This window comes from Ornithinimicrobium cavernae (assembly GCF_003121625.1).
GTDB lineage: Bacteria > Actinomycetota > Actinomycetes > Actinomycetales > Dermatophilaceae > Ornithinicoccus > Ornithinicoccus cavernae.
The window spans coordinates 41,616-61,628 of sequence record NZ_QDDJ01000009.1 but is presented as its reverse complement, the minus strand read 5'-3'; the positions used below and the strand labels follow the sequence as shown (position 1 = coordinate 61,628).

Here is a 20,013-nt window from a genome sequence, read left to right as displayed (position 1 = left end):
GTGGCGCGCGTGCGTGCGGTCGACGCTGTGGGACGGACCCTGGTCGAGGAGTCCGTGCCGCACGGGGTCGACCCCGCTGCCGTCCTGCAGGCCCACGGGCACGAGCCGGTGTGGGTGGGCAGCGAGGTCGTCGACGGCCAGGTCGTCCTGATCTACCGGGTCGCGCCGGGGGAGCAGCCAGAGCCTCATCAACGACTGAGCGCGTATGTCGTGGTGGTCGCCGAGTACCTCGGCGTCCCGTCCCTGCTGCTCACCACGTTCACGATGAGCGAGCACGAGGTGTGGGGCCTGCCCGGCGGAGGCGTCGACCCGGGCGAGGACCTCGTCGACGGAGCCGTGCGCGAGGTGTGGGAGGAGACCGGACAGCGCGTCCGGGACCTGCGGCCGCTCGAGCTGGTGAGTCGGCACTGGACGGGACGGGCGCCCTCCGGTCGCCTGGAGGACTACCACGCGGTGTCGGCCGTCTATCGGGGCGAGTGTCCCGAGCCGGTGCCGCCGGTCATCCACGATGTGGGCGGGAGCACGGCGGATGCCCGCTGGATCCCGGTGGCGTCCCTGCCCACCACACCGTTGCTCGACTGGCAGCGGCGGGTCCTGCTTCGGGACCTAAGGTAGGCGGCATGGACTTCGTCTACAACCTCTTCGTCGTGACCCACATGCTCGGGCTGGCCGCCCTCGTCGGCGGCTACCTGGTGGCGGCCACCCAGAGCGCGCAGGGGCTGGTGCCCAACACCGTGATGGTGTGGGGAGCGCGCCTGCAGGTGCTCACCGGGGTGATCCTGACGGGTCTGGCCTCGGGGGCGATGGACGACATGGACGTCAACAACACCAAGATCGCGGTGAAGCTGGTCGTGGCGCTCGCCGTGGCCGCCCTCACCGAGATCGCCGCCGCCCGCGCACGCAAGGACAAGCCGGTGGCTGCCGGCATGGTGCACGCCGCAGGCGCCCTGGCCATCGTCAACGTGCTCGTCGCCTCGCTGTGGAGGTAGCAGCCGTCGCCTGACGAGTCCAGTGGGGCGGTCGAGGAGACCTGACGTCGGGCCGGGTGCGTCCGTCCTCACGTCCGGAACTCGGCCGTGGGTCAGACCATGGCGCGGCGAGCAGGGCGGGTGCTCCGGAGCCACCACAGGCCAACGACCGGCAGCACCAGTGGGATGTAGAGGTAGCCGCGACCGAAGCCGGACCACACGGTCGCGTCAGGGAACGCCGCCGGATCCAGCACGCTCCACAAGCCGACGGCGAGCACACCGACGAGCTCGGTGCTGATCGCGACGAGCGAGACCCACCAGGCCCGAGGGCCGCGGACGGCCAGGGAGACCGCGGCCACGACATAGATCACTCCGGCGACGGCGGAGAGGGTGTAGGCCAGGGGCGCCTCGGCGAAGCGGGTGGCGATCTGGAAGCCGGCCCTGGAGAGGGACCCGATCACGAAAACGGCATACAACGCGATGATCAGGCGCCCCGGTCCCGAGGCCCGTGGGTTGTGGACGGCTCCCGCGGCGGGTCGGTGGTGCCCTCCCTGCTCACTGCTCACTGGTAGCCCACTCCGTGCCAGATCTGTCCGGCCCTGGCCCCCATGACGGCGACCACGAAGCCGGCGAGGGCCAGCACGAACGTGCCCCATCGAGACGAGTCGCTGCGGGCCCAGAGCCAGGCCACGACCGGCACCATCAGGACCGTGACCAGATACGCCCACAGCTCCCAGACCGGCCCGACCGGCGACTCCCCGCCCAGCGACCGGAGCAGGTAGGCACCGAAGACGACGGTGACAACCGCCTGGAGCAGCGCCGTGACGCCCAGCGTGAACCTGCCCGGGCCGTGGCCGCGGAGGCCGGCAACGACGCAGACGCCCATGCTCAGGAACCCGGCGACGAGCAGGGCGACCGTCCAGCCGTCGAGATAGTTCGTCGTGCCGGTCGACAGGGCAGGGCTCGTGATCACTCGTCGGCACCCAGGGCCGTGAGCGCGTCGCCGGTGAGGCGCTGGGTGGTCCACTCCTCCAGGGGGGCCGCACCGACGTGCCGGTACACCTCGATCGCCGGGGTGTTCCAGTTGAGGACGGTCCACTCCATGCGGGGGTAACCGCGCTCGGTGCAGATGCGGGCCAGCGTGGCCATCAGCCGCCGGCCGATCCCGCTGCCGCGGTGTGCCGGAGAGACGTAGAGGTCCTCGAGCCAGAGTCCGTTGCGGCCCGTCCATGTGGAGAAGGTGAGGAACCAGACGGCGATGCCGATCACCCTGCCGTCCACCTCCGCGACATGGGCCCACACCGTGGGTGAGCCCTGCTCGGGGAAGAGGGCCGCGCGGTAGGAGTCCACGGTGCCGACGGCGGACTCCGGCTCCTTCTCGTACTCGGCCAGCTCGCGGACCAGGTCGAGGATGGCCGGGATGTCCTGCTCGGTCGCTTCGCGAATCACGGGGGACAGCGTACGTCGGACTGCCGGTGGACAACGCGGTGGTCCTGTCGGCCGAGCGACCTAGACTGAGCCGCACCATGAGCACGCTCTTCGACAATGTTCCGCTGCCCCCGATGTCACCTGCGCAGGCCAGCGGCAGCGTGCCCGTGGACGACTCCGGCGTGCCACTCTGGGCTCTCGAGCAGGAGCCCGCCCCCGATTTCGCTCCGGAGCAGGCGGCTCCCGCCAGCGCTGACCCGGAGGTGCTGCTCGCAGGACTCAACGGGCCGCAGCGGGAGGCAGTGGTCCACGCGGACGGTCCGCTGCTGATCGTCGCGGGGGCCGGCTCCGGCAAGACACGCGTGCTCACGCACCGGATCGCCTACCTGCTGGCACACCGTGGGGTGCAGCCTGGGCAGGTGCTGGCCATCACCTTCACCAACAAGGCCGCCGCGGAGATGCGTGAGCGGGTGGAGGGGCTCATCGGCCCGCGGGCCAAGGCGATGTGGGTGTCCACGTTCCACTCCGCCTGTGTCCGGATCCTGCGTCGCGAGGCAGCCACCGTCGGTCTGAAGTCGACCTTCTCGATCTACGACGCCGCCGACAGCCAGCGGCTGATGGCCATGGTGATCCGCGACCTGGACCTGGACCCCAAGCGCTACCCGCCCCGTGTGCTGTGCCACAAGGTGTCCTCCGCCAAGAACGAGCTGATTGACGAGGAGACGTTCGCTGCGCAGGTGGGCAACAACCCCTACGACGCGGTCGTGGCCCAGGCCTACACCGACTACCAGCGCAGGCTGCGCCAGGCCAACGCTCTCGACTTCGACGACATCATCTCGATGACCGTCAACATCCTGCAGGCCTTCCCGGCCGTCCGTGAGCACTACCGCCGACGTTTCCGGCACGTGCTCGTGGACGAGTACCAGGACACCAACCACGCCCAGTACACCCTGGTGCGCGAGCTGGTCGGCACCGAGGACGAGGACGTGCCCCCTGCCGAGCTGTGCGTCGTGGGCGACGCCGACCAGTCGATCTACGCCTTCCGGGGCGCCACGATCCGCAATATCGTCGAGTTCGAGAAGGACTACCCGCAGGCCCGCACCATCCTGCTCGAGCAGAACTATCGGTCCAGCGAACGGATCCTGCGCGCGGCCAACTCCGTCATCTCGCGCAACCCGGGCCGGCGCGACAAGAGTCTGTGGTCCGACCTGGGTGACGGCGAGATGATCGTCGGCTACGTCGCCGACGACGAGCACGACGAGGCCTCCTTCGTCGCCCAGACCATTGACAGGCTCGGCGACGAGCACGGGGTCAGGCCCAAGGACGTCGCCGTCTTCTATCGCACCAACGCCCAGTCACGGGCCCTGGAGGAGGTCTTCGTGCGCACCGGCCTCCCGTACAAGGTGGTCGGCGGCACCCGGTTCTACGAGCGGCGCGAGGTGAAGGACGCGCTGGCCTACCTGCGCGTCGTGGCCAACCCGGCGGACGACGTCAACCTGAGGCGGATCCTCAACGTCCCCAAGCGCGGCATCGGAGACCGCGCCCAGGCGGCGGTCGCCGCGCTCGCGGCCCGGGAACGGATCCCCTTCGTGGCAGCCCTCGGCCGGGTCGAGGACGCCCCCGGCATCGCGACCCGGTCCGTCGCGGCGGTCCAGTCCTTCACCGCGATGCTGGAGGCGGTGGGCACCGTGGCGGCCGACGACGACTCGGGGGTCGGAGATCTGCTCGAGGCCATCCTCGACCGGTCTGGCTACACCAAGGAGCTGCGGGCCAGCCACGACCCGCAGGACGAGACCCGCATCGAGAACCTCGCCGAGCTCGTGGCCGTTGCCCGCGAGTTCGACGAGAACTACCCCGAGGGCACGCTGGTCGACTTCCTCGAGCAGGTCTCGCTGGTGGCGGACGCCGACGAGATCCCCCAGGGTGGTCAGGGCACCGATGCCGGCGTCGTGACGCTGATGACACTCCACACCGCCAAGGGGCTGGAGTTCCCGGTGGTGTTCCTGACCGGGCTCGAGGACGGGACCTTCCCGCACCAGCGCTCGATGGACGACCCGACCGAGCTCGAGGAGGAGCGGCGCCTCGCCTATGTCGGCATCACCCGGGCACGGCAGCGCCTGTATCTCAGCCGCGCGGGCACGAGGGCGGCGTTCGGTGCACCGCAGTACCACCCGCCCTCCCGGTTCCTCGACGAGATCCCGGAGGACGTCGTCAACTGGGAACGCTCGGACCGGGACCGGATGAGCGCCGCAGGCCGGCCCAGCGCGTCCGTCCGGCAGGGATGGGGCGGAGGGCCCCGCGGAGCGTCTCAGGGCGGCGTCGTGCGGCTGAACCCCCGTGGCTCAGGTGTGCGCAGGACCGTCGAGCCGGTGTCGGTGGCTGCGGGCGACCGGGTCAACCACGACTCGTTCGGGCTCGGCACCGTCATCCGCGTCGAGGGGACCGGCGACCACACCATGGCACATGTCGACTTCGGCGCGGCGGGTGTGAAGCGGCTGCTGCTGCGCTACGCACCACTCGAGAAGCTCTGACGGTCCGGGGCGCGGCTGCCGACCACGAGAGGCGCCCGGACCTGTCGTCGGGGAGCGGTGCCGCTGGATGGGCGCCGGCCGGGCGGCCGCCGGCCGGGCGAGGGCGGCTCAGCCGCGCTGGGCCTCGAGCCACGGCACCGGGTCGACAGGGCCCTGCTCGGTCCGGACCTCGAAGTGCAGGTGCGCTCCCGTCGACCGTCCGGTGCTCCCCACCTCACCGACCTGGGTGCCCGGCGACACCCGCTCCCCGGACATGACGCTGATCCGGGAGAGGTGGCCATAGACGATGACCTCACCCGACTCGAGGGTGAGTCTGACGTGATAGCCGAGGCCGGAGCTCCAGCCTGCGCTGGTCACCGTGCCGTGGCCGACCGCATAGAGCGGCGTCCCGGTGTCCGCGCCATAGTCGATGCCGTTGTGCATCCGTCCCCAGCGCCAACCGAACCCGGACGTCTGGTGACCGCTCAGGATCGGCTCGTGGAACGACCGGTCAGCCGCGATTTCCCGCGCATGGCTGCGTGCACCCTCGGTGGCGTCGACGCCCACCGTGACCGATGAGCGGATCGCCTCCATCTGCACCGACATGGTGCGTCGTCCCTCGGCCGCGGCAGCGACGCCCCAGGCCAGGCTGAGCCGGGGTGTCGAGCCGCGCGAGGCCACCGACGCCCCACGACCGCGGATCATCGCCGGTGTCGACACCATCGCGTCACTGCTCGAGAACAGCACCTCTGCAGTGGACAGGTGAGTCGTCGTGCCCGCAGTCACGCTCGTGGGCAGTCCCACGACGGTCGCGACCGAGGTCGCCGTCACGAACGCCGCTGCCACCGCGGACGCCAGCAGTCGTGGAGGGAGTGCTGAGAGACCCGAGTTGCGGGTAGCCAGGGCGCGGGCTTCGCGTCGGGTGCTGGGGGTGTGGGTGGCGAGTGCGCGGGCCTCGCGTCGGGTGGTTTGGGTGGCCAGGGCGCGGGCCTCACGTCGGGTGGTGGGGGTGTGGGTGGCGAGTGCGCGGGCCTCGCGTCGGGTGGTGGGGGTGTGGGTGGCGAGTGCGCGGGCCTCCCGTCGCGACTGGGGCACCGAGGGTTCCGTGGCCTCCCTGCCCGCACTGTGTCGCGTCCTCCGGCCCTGCTCCAGCGCGGCCCGGCGTGACCCGTCGGAGGGCGCGGGCGAGGGCCGGCCAGCAGAATGCTCGGGCACATCAACTCCCAGAGGGGGCAGGATCGGTCGTCCGGCAGCGGGCTGCCCACCAGGCGGGGGTTCCCGGGGCACGCGGACGCTCAGCACCCTAGCCTGCTCGTGCAGTCAGGCCAATGTGGCCCTCATCACGGTGTGGACGGTGCGCTAATCTGCAGCCATGTCCTCCGCACCCAGCACCTCACCGCTGCGCGTCGTCGTGGCCAAGCCAGGCCTTGACGGCCACGACCGTGGCGCCAAGGTCGTTGCCCGGGCGCTGCGCGACGCGGGCGTCGAGGTCATCTACACGGGCCTGCACCAGACGCCTGAGCAGATCGTCGAGGCGGCCATCCAGGAGGACGCAGACGCGGTGGGGCTGTCGGTCCTGTCCGGCGCGCACATGACGTTGTTCAAGCGGGTGATCGAGCTCCTCGCGGACCGCGACGCCAAGGACATCGTGGTGTTCGGCGGAGGCATCATTCCCGAGGCCGACATCCCCTTGCTGCAGGAGCTGGGCGTCTCGCGCATCTTCACGCCCGGAGCGACCACCACGGAGATCACGGGGTGGGTCCGCGACAACCTCGGTCGCGACTGATCTAACCTTGCTGGCACGAGGCCAGCCCGGTCGCCCCCATCGTCGTCCTCGGCGACAGGGGCGGGCAGCACCGCCGGGCCCGACCGAGAAGCAACAGGCACAGACCCACAACGACACAGGATGGGATAGCTGACTCGTGGACCTTTTCGAGTACCAAGCACGGGACATGTTCGAGGCGCACGGCGTGCCGGTGCTGTCCGCCGAGGTGATCACCGACGCCGGTGACGCCGCGGCCGCAGCGGAGCGCATCGGGGCCGCCAGCGGCGGTGTCGTCGTGGTCAAGGCGCAGGTCAAGACCGGCGGCCGCGGCAAGGCGGGCGGCGTCAAGCTGGCCAAGACCCCCGAGGAGGCCACGGCGGCTGCCGAACAGATCCTCGGCATGGACATCAAGGGCCACACCGTCAACGCGGTGATGATCGCCCAGGGCGCGAGCATCGCCGAGGAGTACTACTTCTCGGTGCTCCTCGACCGGTCCAACCGCACCCTCCTGGCGATGTGCAGCAAGGAGGGCGGCATGGAGATCGAGCAGCTGGCCGTGGAGCGCCCCGAGGCCCTCGCGAAGATCCCCGTCAACGCCATCACCGGCATCGACGAGGCCAAGGCCGCCGAGATCGTCCAGGCCGCGGGCTTCACCAGCGACCAGGACGCCATCGCGCAGGTCCTCGTCAAGCTGTGGGACGTCTACCGCGCGGAGGACGCCACCCTCGTGGAGGTCAACCCGCTGGTGAAGACCACCGACGGGCAGATCATCGCCCTGGACGGCAAGGTCTCCCTCGACGAGAACGCCGACTTCCGCCAGCAGCACCACGCCGACCTCGAGGACGCGTCCGCGACCGACCCGCTGGAGGCCAAGGCCAAGGGGCTCGGCCTCAACTACGTCAAGCTGGACGGCCAGGTCGGGATCATCGGCAACGGCGCGGGCCTGGTGATGAGCACGCTAGACGTCGTCGCCTACGCCGGCGAGGCACGCGGTGGGGTCAAGCCCGCCAACTTCCTCGACATCGGAGGCGGCGCCAACGCCGAGGTGATGGCAAACGGGCTCGACGTGATCCTCGGGGACGAGCAGGTCAAGGCTGTGTTCGTCAACGTCTTCGGCGGCATCACCGCGTGCGACGAGGTCGCCAACGGCATCAAGGGCGCGCTGGAGATCCTCGGCGACCACGCCACCAAGCCCCTCGTGGTCCGGCTCGACGGCAACAACGTCGAGAAGGGACGCGCAATCCTGGACGAGCTCAACCACCCGCTCGTGACCCAGGTCGACACCATGGACGGCGCGGCCGACAAGGCCGCTGAGCTGGCGAACGCCTGAGACCGGGAGACAACGAACAAATGACGATCTACCTCAACAAGGACTCCAAGATCATCGTCCAGGGCATCACCGGTGGCATGGGCTCCAAGCACACCGAGCTGATGCTGCTGGCCGGCTCCCACATCGTCGGGGGCGTGAATGCCCGCAAGGCTGGCAGCACGGTGACCCTCAATGACCAGGAGCTGCACGTCTACGGCACGGTCAAGGAGGCCATGGAGGCCACCGGCGCCAACGTGTCCGTGCTCTTCGTGCCACCGGCGTTCACCAAGGACGCCTGCATCGAGGCGATCGACGCCGGGATGCCGCTGATGGTGGTGATCACCGAGGGAGTGCCGGTCAAGGACACTGCCGAGGTCTTCGCCTACCTGGACGGCAAGAGCACCCGCATGGTGGGCCCGAACTGCCCCGGCATCATCTCCCCCGGGGAGTCCCTTGCCGGGATCACGCCGCACACCATCGCCGGCAAGGGGCCGATCGGCCTGGTGTCTAAGTCGGGCACCCTGACCTACCAGATGATGTACGAGCTGCGGGACCACGGCTTCACCACCGCCATCGGCATCGGCGGGGACCCGGTCATCGGCACCACGCACATCGACGCGCTCGAGGCGTTCGAGAACGACCCGGAGACCAGGGCCATCGTGATGATCGGCGAGATCGGTGGCGACGCCGAGGAGCGGGCTGCCGAGTACATCAAGGCCCACGTGACCAAGCCGGTCGTGGGCTACGTCGCCGGCTTCACGGCCCCCGAGGGCAAGACCATGGGCCATGCGGGCGCCATCGTCTCCGGCTCCTCGGGCACGGCTGCCGCCAAGAAGGAGGCCCTCGAGGCCGCCGGCGTCAAGGTGGGCAAGACCCCCTCGGAGACGGCTGAGCTCATGCGGCAGATCATCAGGGACCTCGACGCCTGACCCGACCCGCGCGCTCTCGGGCCCTCGACCACGACCCTGGTGTCGGTCGGGGGCCCGAGTTCGTCTGTCGGTGCCCCGGTCCGTCTGTCGGTGCCCCGGCCCGCCGGGCCGAGCGGGAGTGGTGGGACCTGGCCACACACCTCGGCTCCAGCCCGGGGTGTTTCGGGCGAGCCGGTGAGTCCTCCACGGCTGTCGGCACCGCAGGAGGGACGATGGTGGCGCTATGACACTGCTGGAGCGAAGCCCCGTCACCCCTGCCGATGCCGCGACGATCGTCAGCCGCCTGCGCGCGGTCGTCCTCGCCGCCGTCGCGGGGCTGCTGGCGGCGCTCATCTCGTGGGTCACCGTGACCGTGCCGGTCTTCGTCGCCTGGCTGGCTGATGACCGCAGCTCGACCTCGATCTGGCAGACCGCGGGCATCGGGGTGGACCTGTGGGCCATGGCCCACCGGGCAACCATCCACGTGGGGGAGACCCAGGTCGTCCTGGCCCCCCTCCTGCTCACCGTGGTGCCCCTCCTGGCCTGTTGGTATGCCGTGGGGCAGGTCGTCGTCGACCGTCCCGACGTGCGCGGCGAGCTCGACGACGTCACCGGGTGGCGCTTCGCCTGGGCCGCCCTGGGGGTGCCCGAGCTGCTCTCCTTCGTGGTCGGCTACGCCGGCTCCGGACTCCTGCTGTGCTCCCTGGCCGGGCTGGGCCAGGCACCGGTGGACGTCTCCAGCGCCGTGCCGGGGCTGGTCCTCGTCCCGCTGGTGGCGATCGCCCTGAGCCTGTGGCGCGAGCACCGTCGCCAGGAGCACCCGACCCTGGACCAGGGGCTGCGCTGGGTCGAGCTCCACACACCGGTCCTGCTGCGTCGCGGTGTGCGACCCGCGGCCCAGGCGCTCGGCATCCTGGGCGTCGGTGCCCTGTTGGTCGTGGTCGCGCTGCTGGTGGTCCGCCTCGGCCGGGTGATGACGCTCTACGAGGCGCTCGATGCGGGCACCGTCGGGACGACCGTGCTGACGCTCGGGCAGGTGCTGGCGCTGCCCAACATCCTGGTCTGGGCCCTGGGCTGGACCAGCGGCGCCGAGGTGGCCGTCGGCACGGTCCACGTCGGCTGGGACGGATCCAGCGCCGGCGACCTCCCCCTGTTGCCGGTCCTGGCCGCCCTCCCGGAGCCGGGCCCCCTGCCCGCCGGGCTCTGGCTGTCCGTGCTGCTGCCCCTGCTGGCCGGGGCGTGGCTCGGGTTCCGCAGCGCGCGGGCGGCGCCCCGACTGGCCTCCTGGTGGGCCAAGGCCCAGATCGCCCTGTCGGCCTGCGTGTGCGTCACCGTGGTCGTGCTGCTGCTGAGCTGGCTGTCCGTGGGAGGCATGAGCCCCGGACTGCTCAACCAGGTGGGCACGGCACCCCTGCGTGCCACCGGGCTGCTGGGCGCCGAGGTGCTGTGCGGCGCCCTGGTGACGCTGACGGTCCTGCACCTGCTCCGCCGCCGTCTCTGAGAGCGGGTTATCGTCATCCGGTGAGCCCCACGCCCACCCCAGCGACACGTCCGCCCGGTCCCGCCCGGGTGGCCGTGCTGGTCTCCGGCACCGGCAGCAACCTTCAGGCCCTGATCGACGCGAGCAGGGACCCGGCCTACGGCGTCACGATCGTCGCTGTCGGGGCCGACCGCCACGGGACGGTGGGCCTGCAGCGGGCCGAGCGACACGGCATACCGACCTTTGTCTGCCGGGTCTCCGACCACGACGACCGGGCCAGCTGGGACCGGGCGCTGGCGGCCCACCTCGCGTCCCACGTCCCGGACCTGGTGGTCACGGCAGGGTTCATGAAGCTCCTCGGTGAGCGGGTCCTGGCCGCGCACACGGTGGTCAACACCCACCCGGCGCTGCTGCCCGCGTTCCCGGGGGCGCACGCCGTGGCCGACGCCCTGGCCTACGGTGTCCGGGTGACGGGGTGCACCGCTCACCTCGTCGACGGCGGTGTCGACACCGGCCCGATCCTCGCCCAGCGCGCCGTGCCCGTCGAGGACGACGACACCGAGGAGACCCTCCACGAACGCATCAAGTCCGTGGAACGCAGCATGCTCGTGGACGTGGTGGGTCGCCTGGCCCGGCACGGCCACACCCTCACCGACAGGAAGGTCACGATCCCGTGAACGCCACCCCGCAGGACGCCGGCACTCCGCAGGACACGGGCGGTCGCCGCCCGATCCGTCGCGCGCTCATCTCGGTCTACGACAAGACCGGCCTGGAGGAGCTGGCGACCGGGCTGCACGACGCCGGCACCCAGCTCGTCTCGACCGGCTCGACGGCCGCCCGGATCGAGGCGGCCGGTGTGCCCGTCACGCGCGTGGAGGAGCTCACGGGCTTCCCGGAGTGCCTCGACGGCCGGGTCAAGACCCTGCACCCGCGCGTCCACGCGGGCCTCCTGGCCGACACGCGCAACCCCGACCACGTCGCCCAGCTCGCCGACCTGGAGATCGAGCCGTTCGACCTGGTCGTCGTCAACCTCTACCCGTTCACGGAGACGGTCGGGTCGGGCGCCTCCGAGGAGGAGTGCGTCGAGCAGATCGACATCGGCGGTCCCTCCATGGTGCGGGCCGCGGCCAAGAACCACGCGTCCGTGGCCGTGGTGGTCGACCCCACGGCCTACGGGGACGTTGTGGCGAGCGCCACCGGCGGTGGGTTCACCCTCGCCCAGCGCCGGGAGCTGGCCGCCCGCGCCTTCGTCCACACCGCGACGTATGACGTGCACGTCGCCTCCTGGATGGGCAACGTGCTCACCGACACCTCGGACGGCACCGGCTTCCCGGCGTGGATGGGCGCAACCTGGGAGCGGGCCGACGTGCTGCGCTACGGGGAGAACCCGCACCAGCGGGCGGCGCTGTACCGCAACGGGTTCCAGCCCGTGCCCGCCCTCGCGCAGGCCGAGGTGCTGCACGGCAAGGCCATGTCGTTCAACAACTACGTCGATGCGGACGCGGCGCGCCGGGCGGCGCACGACCACGGCGACGTGCCGACCGTGGCGATCATCAAGCACGCCAACCCGTGTGGCATCGCCACCGGCAGCGACATCGCCGAGGCGCACCGCAAGGCCAACGCGTGCGACCCGGTGTCGGCCTACGGCGGCATCGTCGCCACCAACCGCGCCGTGACGGCGGAGCTGGCGGCACAGGTCGCCGAGATCTTCACCGAGGTGGTCATCGCGCCGGACTTCGCCCCGGAGGCGCTGGAGCTGCTGCAGGCCAAGAAGAACCTCCGTGTCGTCCGGGCCGCGTCACCGCAGCGCGGCGGGGTCGAGATGCGCACGATCGCCGGCGGCGCGCTGCTGCAGTCCCTCGACGTCATCGACGCCGAGGGCGACGACCCGGCCAACTGGGAGCTCGCGACCGGTCCGGAGGCGGACGACCAGACCCGGGCAGACCTCGCCTTCGCGTGGCGGTCCGTGCGTGCGGTCAAGTCCAACGCGATCCTGTTGGCCCGCGACGGTGCGAGCGTGGGCATCGGGATGGGCCAGGTGAACCGGGTGGACTCCTGCCGCCTGGCGGTGGAGCGCGCGGGGGCGGACCGGGCCCACGGCTCCGTGGCCGCGTCCGACGCCTTCTTCCCGTTCGCGGACGGCCTGCAGATCCTGCTCGATGCGGGCGTCCGGGCCGTCGTCTCGCCCGGTGGCTCGATCCGCGACGAGGAGGTCGTGGCGGCGGCCGCAGCGGCCGGCGTGACGCTGTACTTCACCGGCACGCGACACTTTGCCCACTGACGGGCCACCGCCCGCCGGGCCCGCTCCCACCACCGTCCCCCGGGCCCGCCGTCGGCCGGGGGACCAGTCCCTGGCCCTGGTCGCAGCGTTCGTCTGCGGGATCCTCCTGGCCGGACAGTCGCGGATCAACGGGGACCTGGGCACCCACGTCCCCGCGATGGCCGCCGCGTGGTTCAGCTTCTTCATCGGTCTGCTGGCGATCTCCCTGCTGTGGGTCACCCGGCGCTTCCGTCAGGGCGTCGCGGCGGTCAGGGCCGCGGTCAGCGGCGGCAGGCTGCCGGCCTGGCAGGTCCTGGGCGGGTTCGCCGGAGCGCTCGTCGTCGCCACCCAGACGTATGCCGTGCCGCGCGTGGGTGTGGCGACCTTCCTGATCGCACTGATCGGCGGGCAGACCGTGAACGCCCTGCTGGTGGACCGGCTGCGACTGGGACCGGCTGCGCCGCAGCTGATCACGCCCGCCCGCGTGGCGGCCGCCGCACTGGCCGTGGTGGGGGTGGTGATCGCGGTCACGCCGGGGCTGCAGGACGGCACCTTCCTCTGGCTGCCGGTGGCCATCGCCTTCCTCGTGGGCATGTCGACGGCGGTCCAGCAGGCCACCAACGCCCGGGTGACCGCGGTCAGCGGCACCTCCACGGTGACCGCGTTCCTCAACTTCGCGACGGGGTCGGTCCTGCTCGTCCTCATCGGCGCGTGGACGGTGCTGCCCGCGGGCTGGCCGGACCTCACCGGCATCCCCTGGTGGACCTGGACGGGCGGCGTGCTGGGGGTGTTCTTTATCATCCTGGCCGCCTGGGCGGTCATGCACAGCGGTGTGCTGCTCTTCGGGCTCGTCACGATCACCAGCCAGATGGGCACGGGTGTGCTGCTGGACCTGGTCAAGGCCGAGACCCGTGACCAGGTGGGGGTGCAGCTGCTCGCCGGGATCGGCCTGACCGTCGTCGCGGCGGTGTGGGCGGCCCTGGCCAGGGCACGGTCCCGCCGGCGCGCCCGCCCCGTCCACCGCTGACCAGGGCCCCGTGTCCTGCCGGGTCCCGGGCGGCAGCAGGGCGCAGGGCGCCTTCTAGACTGTCGCCCATGACCGCACGCATCCTCGACGGCCGGGCCGCGCTCACCGAGATCAAGACGGACCTTCGCGCCCGCGTGGCCAGGCTGGCCGAGCAGGGCATCGTGCCGGGTCTGGGGACCGTGCTGGTGGGTGAGGACCCGGCCAGCACCTGGTACGTCAACGCCAAGCACAAGGACTGCGCCGAGATCGGGGTGCACTCCATCCGCCGCGACCTGCCCGCGGGCGCGACGCAGGCCGAGGTGGAGGCCGTGGTCGACGAGCTCAACGGGGACCCGGCGTGCACAGCATTCCTCGTGCAGCAGCCGACCGGGCTCGACGAGTTCGCCATCCTCTCCCGGATCGCACCGGCCAAGGACGTGGACGGCCTGCACCCGGTCAACCTCGGGTCCCTGGTGCTGGGGGAGCCGGCACCGCTGCCCTGCACCCCCTACGGGATCGTGGAGCTGCTCCGCCGGCACGAGGTGGAGCTGGACGGCGCGGAGGTCGTGGTGGTGGGGCGGGGGCTGACGGTCGGTCGGCCGCTCGGGCTGATCCTGACCCGGCGCTCCGAGAACGCCACCGTCACCCTGTGCCACACCGGCACCCGAGACCTCGCTGCCCACACCAGGCGGGCGGACATCATCGTGTCCGCGGCGGGCGTCCCGGACCTGATCAGCGCCGACATGGTGCGCCCGGGTGCCGCTGTGCTGGATGTCGGGGTCGCCCGCCGTGACGGCAGGATCGCCGGCGACGTCGCACCGGACGTGGCCGAGGTGGCCGGGTGGGTCTCGCCGAACCCCGGAGGGGTCGGGCCGATGACCCGCGCCATGTTGCTGACCAACGTCGTCGCCGCCGCGGAGTCCGAGGCAGCGAGGGCGGTCGGGAAAGCCGAGCGCGAGCCGGTCGGGTGACCGGACCCGACCCCGCCCCGGAGACTCCCCGGGCGCGCCGTCCGGCCAACTGGGGCAGTCAGCCCCTGGGGCTCTGGTGGGTCCTGCCGCTCGGGCTCGCCGTCGCCGTGGTCGTCCTCTTCAACGGCGGCCTGCGCGCCTCCGGCTACGTCATCGCCGGCACCCTGGCGCTGTGTGCCCTGCTGCGGCTGGTCGTGCCGCGCGGCGCGGTGGGCGGCCTGGTGGTCCGCTCCCGCGCCTGGGACGTCCTGACCCTGCTGGCGCTGGCCGTCGGGATCGCCGGCCTGAGCGCGACCCTGCTGATCCGCTGAGCCCGACCAGCTCCCGGGTGCCCACCCTCACAACGCACGGGACCCGCCGAGCTGCCTCACGGCATACCCGACGGGTCCTGGTGTGCTGCAGCTGGACTCAGATGAGTCCGAGGTCGGTGACCGCCTGACGCTCCTCGTCGAGCTCGGCGACGGACGCGTCGATCCTGGCGCGGGAGAACTCGTCGATCTCCAGACCCTGGACGATCTCCCAGTTGCCGCCGGAGGTGGTCACGGGGAAGGAGGAGATCAGCCCCTCGGGCACGCCGTAGGAGCCGTCGGAGCGGACCGCCATCGACAGCCAGTTGCCCTCCTGGCTGCCCTGCAGCCAGTCACGCGTGTGGTCGATCGTCGCCGAGGCGGCGGACGCGGCCGAGCTGGAGCCGCGGGCCTCGATGATGGCGGCCCCGCGCTTGGCGACGGTCGGGATGAAGGTGTCCTCCAGCCAGGGCTGGTCGTTGATGACCTCCGCGGCGGGACGGCCACCGATCTCGGCGTGGAACAGGTCGGGGTACTGCGTCGCCGAGTGGTTGCCCCAGATGGTCATGTTGCGGATGTCCGCGACCGGGACGCCGGCCCGGGCGGCGACCTGCGCCAGCGCGCGGTTGTGGTCGAGCCGGGTCAGGGCGGAGAACCGCTCGGTCGGGATGTCCTTGGCGTTGCTCATCGCGATCAGCGCGTTGGTGTTCGCCGGGTTGCCGGTCACCGTGATGCGGATGTCGTCTGCCGCGTGGTCGTTGAGCGCCTTGCCCTGGCCCGTGAAGATCGCCCCGTTGGCCTCGAGGAGGTCACCGCGCTCCATGCCCTTGGTCCGCGGGCGCGCGCCCACGAGCAGCGCGACGTTCGCGCCGTCGAAGATCACGTTCGGGTCGTCGCCGATCTCGACGCCGGCCAGCGTCGGGAACGCGCAGTCGTCGAGCTCCATGACGACGCCCTCGAGCGCCTTCAGTGCCGGGGTGATCTCCAGCAGCCGCAGCTCGACCGGGGTGTCCTTGCCGAGCAGGTCGCCGCTGGCGATGCGGAACAGGAGGCTGTAGCCGATCTGGCCGGCGGCGCCGGTCACTGCGACCTTGACGGGAGTGGGGTTCACGGTGCTCTTCCTTCGGTCCGAGGGGGCTGAGTTCACCGGTGACGTTAGCACCGCGCGGACGGTATGCCGGAGGGCCGGGGAGGGTGGTCTTGGTCACGGTCCGGTGGTCGGCCCGGTGGCCGTGGTCATGTGGTCGCGGCGTCCGCGATAACCTGAGGCCCGGCGGCCGCCCGTGCGGCCGCACGTCACGCCAGGCCGTGCAGACGGCCACCACGACTGACCACAGGAGCCTGCAGGCATGGAGAAGATCAAGGTCGCCAACCCGATCGTCGAGCTCGACGGCGACGAGATGACGCGCATCATCTGGCAGTTCATCAAGGACCGGCTGATCCACCCGTACCTGGACGTCGAGCTGAAGTACTTCGACCTCGGGGTCGAGAAGCGCGACGAGACCAACGACCAGATCACCGTCGACGCGGCGAACGCCATCAAGGAGTACGGCGTCGGCGTCAAGTGCGCGACGATCACCCCCGACGAGGCGCGGGTCGAGGAGTTCGGCCTCAAGGAGATGTGGCGCAGCCCGAACGGCACCATCCGCAACATCCTCGGTGGCGTGATCTTCCGCGAGCCGATCATCATCTCCAACGTCCCGCGGCTGGTCCCGGGCTGGACCAAGCCGATCATCATCGGTCGTCACGCCCACGGTGACCAGTACAAGGCGCAGAACTTCAAGGTCCCCGGTGCGGGCACCGTCACCATCACCTACACCCCGGCCGACGGCGGCGAGCCCCAGGTCCACGAGGTGGCCGAGTACGGCGAGGACGGCGGTGTCGCGATGGGCATGTTCAACTTCAACGACTCGATCCGTGACTTCGCCCGCGCCAGCTTCAACTACGCGCTGGACCGTGGCGTCCCGTGCTACCTGTCGACCAAGAACACGATCCTCAAGGCCTACGACGGTCAGTTCAAGGACATCTTCCAGGAGGTGTTCGACGCCGAGTTCAGGGAGCAGTTCGACGCCGCCGGCCTGACCTACGAGCACCGCCTGATCGACGACATGGTCGCCGCGGCGATGAAGTGGGAGGGCGGCTACGTCTGGGCCTGCAAGAACTACGACGGCGACGTCCAGTCCGACACCGTCGCGCAGGGCTTCGGCTCGCTGGGCCTGATGACCTCCGTGCTGATGACCCCGGACGGCAAGACCGTGGAGGCCGAGGCCGCGCACGGCACGGTGACCCGCCACTACCGGCAGCACCAGCAGGGCAAGCCCACCTCCACCAACCCGATCGCCTCGATCTTCGCGTGGACCCGCGGGCTGTCCTACCGCGGCAAGATGGACAACACGCCGGAGGTGACGGCGTTCGCCGAGACCCTCGAGCGCGTCTGCGTCGAGACCGTCGAGGAGGGCAAGATGACCAAGGACCTGGCCCTGCTCATCAGCCCGGACCAGCCCTACCTGACCACCGAGGAGTTCCTCGCCGCCATCGACGAGAACCTGCAGAAGGCCATGGCGGCCTGAGCCACAGCACACCGGCAGCGGCCGTCCACCCCACCGGGTGGGCGGCCGCTGCCGCGTCCCGGTGCGCGATCAGCACGACCGACGCTGGTGGGCTCAGCCCCAGGGCGGCAGGGTCGGGAGGGGGCGGTGACTGGTCAGCCCCTGGTCGATCCCGCGGGCCAGCCAGAGCAGCAGGTCGGCGGGCCGCCCGTGCACCTCGGTGCCGCCGCCGGCCACGTGCCAGTGCCGCCCGTCCGTGCCCACGAGCGTGAGCGGCGGGCTGCCGGCCTGTCCCAGCCGCTCCGCGGCCTCGACCAGGGCGGCGCGCACCACCTCGGGAGGCACCTGCGCCAGGGTGAAGCCCGCATCGAGGTCGACGTGGTGGAGGGTCACCTCGCGGAGCCTGGTCCACGGCAGGCGTTCCCCGGGCACGGTGCGGCCCGAGATGACGACAGGGTGCAGGTCGGTGCGACCGCGCAGGGTGGCGACCCGGGCGCGGAAGGCGTCGCACGAGGAGATCACGTCAGCACGCAGCCGCGCCAGGGGCTGCGTCGCGCCCTCCTCGATGTCCCGGTCGCGCTGCTCGCGTGAGGCGTAGGCCGGCGTCTCCCGACCGCTGGCCGCCCACAGGACGACGTGCTGCAGGGCGTCGGCGTTGCGGGCCAGGTGCGCCAGCACGTGCGCGCGGGTCCAGCCCGCGCAGAGGCTCGGACCGCGCAGGTCCTGCTCCGTCATCCGGGCCATCGTCCGTGCCAGCGCCCTGTCGGCGTCGGCCAGCAGGTCGATCGCGCGACCTGCGGCCAGGTTTCCCTCGGACATCGTGCCTCCCAGTGCCTTACGGGCCGGCCGGTGCGGCCGCCGGTCCTGCTACCGATGCTCCCGCGCCCGGCGCACTCCCGCAAGGGCACGTGCCCAGCCGGGCCCAAACGGCCCCTACCGGCGGGCGGCTCAGCCCGCGCCCGGGGTCCCGCCCCGCCCCGCGGCAGCAGGCGGTCCGCCTCCCACGCTGCGGGTGACGAAGTCCGCGAGGTCCTGGGACTGCTGGATGCGCGACGGCTCGTGCACATACATCATGTGCCCCGCCTCGTAGTAGCGGTGCTCGATGTTGTCGTGCAGCTCTGCGGGCACGTCCAGCCCGGCGAGGACCTCGCGGGCCGCGAAGAACGGGGTGGCGCCGTCGTACCAGCCGTAGGCCACGTGCACGCGCAGGTGCGGGTTGGCGCGCATGGCCCGCGCCAGCTGGGGGGTGACGTCGACCGACCGACCCTCGAAGTCGGCATACGACCACGGGTGGACGCGGCGGGAGATCTGCTCGTAGTGCAGGTCGGACTCGTAACCGAGGTCCGCGCGCACGTGGTGGTTCCAGGCCGCGGAGTAGGGCCCGGCGATGGCGTCGTGGCTGGGGTCGGCATCCATCATCTCGGCGTTCCCCGCGGCGGAGGGGCCGGTGAACCGGGAGTCGAGGCGGCCGACCACCCGGCGCTGGTCGCGCAGGAGCTGGGTGAAGAACCGGATGTGCTCGATGCGCAGGTCGGCCCGGTCCACCCAGTCCTCGGGGAGCCCGGTGAGCTCGGCGACGCGGGTCACGTGCTGGGCGCGCTCGGGGCCGGTCAGCCGTGACCCTCGGCTGAGGGCGTAGGGGTAGTCCCTGGCGGCGTACTCCTCGGCGGCGCGGACCACGGTCGACAGGGACTTGCGCCCGTGCTTGCCGTGGTAGTGCGCGACCGCCGCGTAGGTCGGCAGGAACCCGGCGAAGGCCCGGTCGGTGTCCGGCTCCTGCAGCCCGATGGAGCCGAGGTCCAGCACCGACGAGATCAGCATCACGCCGTTGAGGTACATGCCGTAGCGCGACTGCAGGTGGTCGGCCAGGGCGGCGGCCCGCAGCGTGCCGTAGGACTCCCCGGCGAGGAACTTGGGGGAGAGCCAGCGCTCGTTGCGGGCGGTCCACAGACGGATGATCTCGCCGACCGACTCCAGGTCGCCGGAGAAGCCGTGGTAGCCCTTGGTCTTGCCGCCCTCCACCGCGCGGGAGAAGCCGGTGGACACCGGGTCGATGAAGACCAGGTCCGAGACGGAGAGCAGGGACTCGGGGTTGTCGACCAGGCCGTACGGCGGCGGGAGCAGTGCCCCGACGTCGCCCATCTGGACGCGGCGCGGCCCCAGCAGCCCGAGGTGGAGCCAGACCGACGACGAGCCCGGCCCGCCGTTGAAGGCGAAGGTCACCGGCCGCTCCGGCGCCCCGTCGGGCCGGTCTGCGACGTACGAGGTCAGGAAGACCTCGGCCCTGGCCTTGGTGCCGGTGAAGACGTCGTCCTCGTAGACCTCCTCCCGCAGGACGATGCGTCCCGTGGTGGCGGTGTAGGACAGTTTGCCGCGGCCGAGCCGGAGCGTGTGCCTGGTCGTGACCAGGTCGTCCTGTGGCTCGGCCGGCTCGGTGGTGACCGTGTGCTCCTCCGTGGCCCTGCCACGGGTCGCGTCCGGGGTCCTGTCGGTGTCCGGGCTCGGCGGCGTGGACTCGTCGGTGGGGGCCATCCCCCGACCTTAAGGCAGAGGCCGCCCGGAGTAGGGTCGG

At 71.4% G+C, this 20,013-nt stretch carries 20 protein-coding genes; 13 read left to right on the top strand and 7 right to left on the bottom strand.

Annotation, left to right across the window (positions count from 1 at the left end; translation table 11 throughout):
- Nucleotides 1-615, top strand: coding sequence for an NUDIX domain-containing protein (locus DA085_RS11675; protein WP_109473157.1), 615 nt, complete (start codon nucleotides 1-3; stop codon nucleotides 613-615).
- 5 nt (nucleotides 616-620) lie between these two features.
- Nucleotides 621-989 carry a hypothetical protein gene (locus DA085_RS11670; protein WP_109473156.1) on the top strand — a complete coding sequence of 123 codons (369 nt, stop codon included), beginning with the start codon at nucleotides 621-623 and terminating at the stop codon, nucleotides 987-989.
- A gap of 92 nt (nucleotides 990-1,081) precedes the next feature.
- On the opposite strand, the gene DA085_RS11665 is transcribed toward DA085_RS11670, so the two are convergent.
- The 3 genes from DA085_RS11665 to DA085_RS11655 are packed head-to-tail and all read right to left on the bottom strand — an operon-like array spanning nucleotide 1,082 to nucleotide 2,417.
- Nucleotides 1,082-1,534: a hypothetical protein gene (locus tag DA085_RS11665; RefSeq protein WP_109473155.1), complete on the bottom strand. Its 453-nt coding sequence runs from the start codon at nucleotides 1,532-1,534 to the stop codon at nucleotides 1,082-1,084.
- Complete coding sequence (locus DA085_RS11660; RefSeq protein WP_109473154.1) at nucleotides 1,531-1,941, bottom strand: hypothetical protein; 411 nt, start codon at nucleotides 1,939-1,941, stop codon at nucleotides 1,531-1,533. The genes DA085_RS11665 and DA085_RS11660 overlap by 4 nt, the downstream gene beginning before the upstream one ends.
- Complete coding sequence (locus DA085_RS11655; protein WP_109473153.1) at nucleotides 1,938-2,417, bottom strand: GNAT family N-acetyltransferase; 480 nt, start codon at nucleotides 2,415-2,417, stop codon at nucleotides 1,938-1,940. The genes DA085_RS11660 and DA085_RS11655 overlap by 4 nt, the downstream gene beginning before the upstream one ends.
- A gap of 77 nt (nucleotides 2,418-2,494) precedes the next feature.
- Between DA085_RS11655 and pcrA the strand changes: the two genes are divergently transcribed.
- Nucleotides 2,495-4,927 carry a DNA helicase PcrA gene (gene pcrA, locus DA085_RS11650; protein ID WP_109473152.1) on the top strand — a complete coding sequence of 811 codons (2,433 nt, stop codon included), beginning with the start codon at nucleotides 2,495-2,497 and terminating at the stop codon, nucleotides 4,925-4,927.
- 108 nt (nucleotides 4,928-5,035) lie between these two features.
- Here the strand turns inward: pcrA and DA085_RS21830 are convergent, their stop codons facing one another.
- A complete protein-coding gene (locus DA085_RS21830) occupies nucleotides 5,036-6,001 on the bottom strand; it encodes a M23 family metallopeptidase (protein ID WP_154402183.1) in 966 nt (321 codons plus the stop codon).
- Nucleotides 6,002-6,278: 277 nt separating this feature from the next.
- Between DA085_RS21830 and DA085_RS11640 the strand changes: the two genes are divergently transcribed.
- The 9 genes from DA085_RS11640 (at nucleotide 6,279) to DA085_RS11600 (ending at nucleotide 14,916) form a co-directional block, all read left to right on the top strand.
- The gene (locus DA085_RS11640) at nucleotides 6,279-6,692 is read left to right on the top strand and encodes a coenzyme B12-dependent isobutyryl CoA mutase small subunit (RefSeq protein ID WP_109473150.1); all 414 of its coding nucleotides are present in this window, start codon (nucleotides 6,279-6,281) and stop codon (nucleotides 6,690-6,692) included.
- A gap of 136 nt (nucleotides 6,693-6,828) precedes the next feature.
- Entirely contained in the window at nucleotides 6,829-8,001 is a 1,173-nt protein-coding gene (gene sucC, locus DA085_RS11635) for an ADP-forming succinate--CoA ligase subunit beta (protein ID WP_109473149.1), read from the top strand.
- A 20-nt stretch (nucleotides 8,002-8,021) separates the two neighbouring features.
- Nucleotides 8,022-8,909, top strand: a complete 888-nt coding sequence (gene sucD / locus DA085_RS11630; RefSeq protein WP_109473148.1) for a succinate--CoA ligase subunit alpha — start codon at nucleotides 8,022-8,024, stop codon at nucleotides 8,907-8,909.
- Between the two features lie 223 nt (nucleotides 8,910-9,132).
- On the top strand, nucleotides 9,133-10,389 hold the full coding sequence (locus DA085_RS11625) for a cell division protein PerM (RefSeq protein WP_109473147.1): 1,257 nt from the start codon (nucleotides 9,133-9,135) through the stop codon (nucleotides 10,387-10,389).
- 20 nt (nucleotides 10,390-10,409) lie between these two features.
- Entirely contained in the window at nucleotides 10,410-11,045 is a 636-nt protein-coding gene (purN, locus tag DA085_RS11620; protein WP_109473146.1) for a phosphoribosylglycinamide formyltransferase, read from the top strand.
- A complete protein-coding gene (purH, locus tag DA085_RS11615) occupies nucleotides 11,042-12,649 on the top strand; it encodes a bifunctional phosphoribosylaminoimidazolecarboxamide formyltransferase/IMP cyclohydrolase (RefSeq protein WP_109473145.1) in 1,608 nt (535 codons plus the stop codon). Before purN ends, purH begins: the two co-directional genes overlap by 4 nt.
- Complete coding sequence (locus tag DA085_RS11610; protein ID WP_109473144.1) at nucleotides 12,639-13,655, top strand: DMT family transporter; 1,017 nt, start codon at nucleotides 12,639-12,641, stop codon at nucleotides 13,653-13,655. Before purH ends, DA085_RS11610 begins: the two co-directional genes overlap by 11 nt.
- Nucleotides 13,656-13,723: 68 nt before the next feature.
- Entirely contained in the window at nucleotides 13,724-14,605 is an 882-nt protein-coding gene (locus DA085_RS11605; RefSeq protein ID WP_109473143.1) for a bifunctional methylenetetrahydrofolate dehydrogenase/methenyltetrahydrofolate cyclohydrolase, read from the top strand.
- Nucleotides 14,602-14,916 carry a DUF3017 domain-containing protein gene (locus DA085_RS11600; RefSeq protein WP_161958488.1) on the top strand — a complete coding sequence of 105 codons (315 nt, stop codon included), beginning with the start codon at nucleotides 14,602-14,604 and terminating at the stop codon, nucleotides 14,914-14,916. The genes DA085_RS11605 and DA085_RS11600 overlap by 4 nt, the downstream gene beginning before the upstream one ends.
- 97 nt (nucleotides 14,917-15,013) lie before the next feature.
- Here the strand turns inward: DA085_RS11600 and DA085_RS11595 are convergent, their stop codons facing one another.
- Nucleotides 15,014-16,003, bottom strand: a complete 990-nt coding sequence (locus DA085_RS11595; protein WP_109473141.1) for a malate dehydrogenase — start codon at nucleotides 16,001-16,003, stop codon at nucleotides 15,014-15,016.
- Between the two features lie 238 nt (nucleotides 16,004-16,241).
- On the opposite strand from DA085_RS11595, the gene DA085_RS11590 reads away from it, so the two are divergent.
- Nucleotides 16,242-17,462: an NADP-dependent isocitrate dehydrogenase gene (locus DA085_RS11590; RefSeq protein WP_109473140.1), complete on the top strand. Its 1,221-nt coding sequence runs from the start codon at nucleotides 16,242-16,244 to the stop codon at nucleotides 17,460-17,462.
- Nucleotides 17,463-17,555: 93 nt separating this feature from the next.
- Here DA085_RS11590 and DA085_RS11585 read toward each other — a convergent pair whose 3' ends face one another.
- Both DA085_RS11585 and DA085_RS11580 read right to left on the bottom strand, forming a co-directional pair.
- Nucleotides 17,556-18,260: a maleylpyruvate isomerase family mycothiol-dependent enzyme gene (locus tag DA085_RS11585; RefSeq protein ID WP_109473139.1), complete on the bottom strand. Its 705-nt coding sequence runs from the start codon at nucleotides 18,258-18,260 to the stop codon at nucleotides 17,556-17,558.
- Nucleotides 18,261-18,389: 129 nt separating this feature from the next.
- Nucleotides 18,390-19,973 carry a S10 family peptidase gene (locus tag DA085_RS11580; protein WP_109473138.1) on the bottom strand — a complete coding sequence of 528 codons (1,584 nt, stop codon included), beginning with the start codon at nucleotides 19,971-19,973 and terminating at the stop codon, nucleotides 18,390-18,392.
- Nucleotides 19,974-20,013 lie beyond the last annotated feature (40 nt).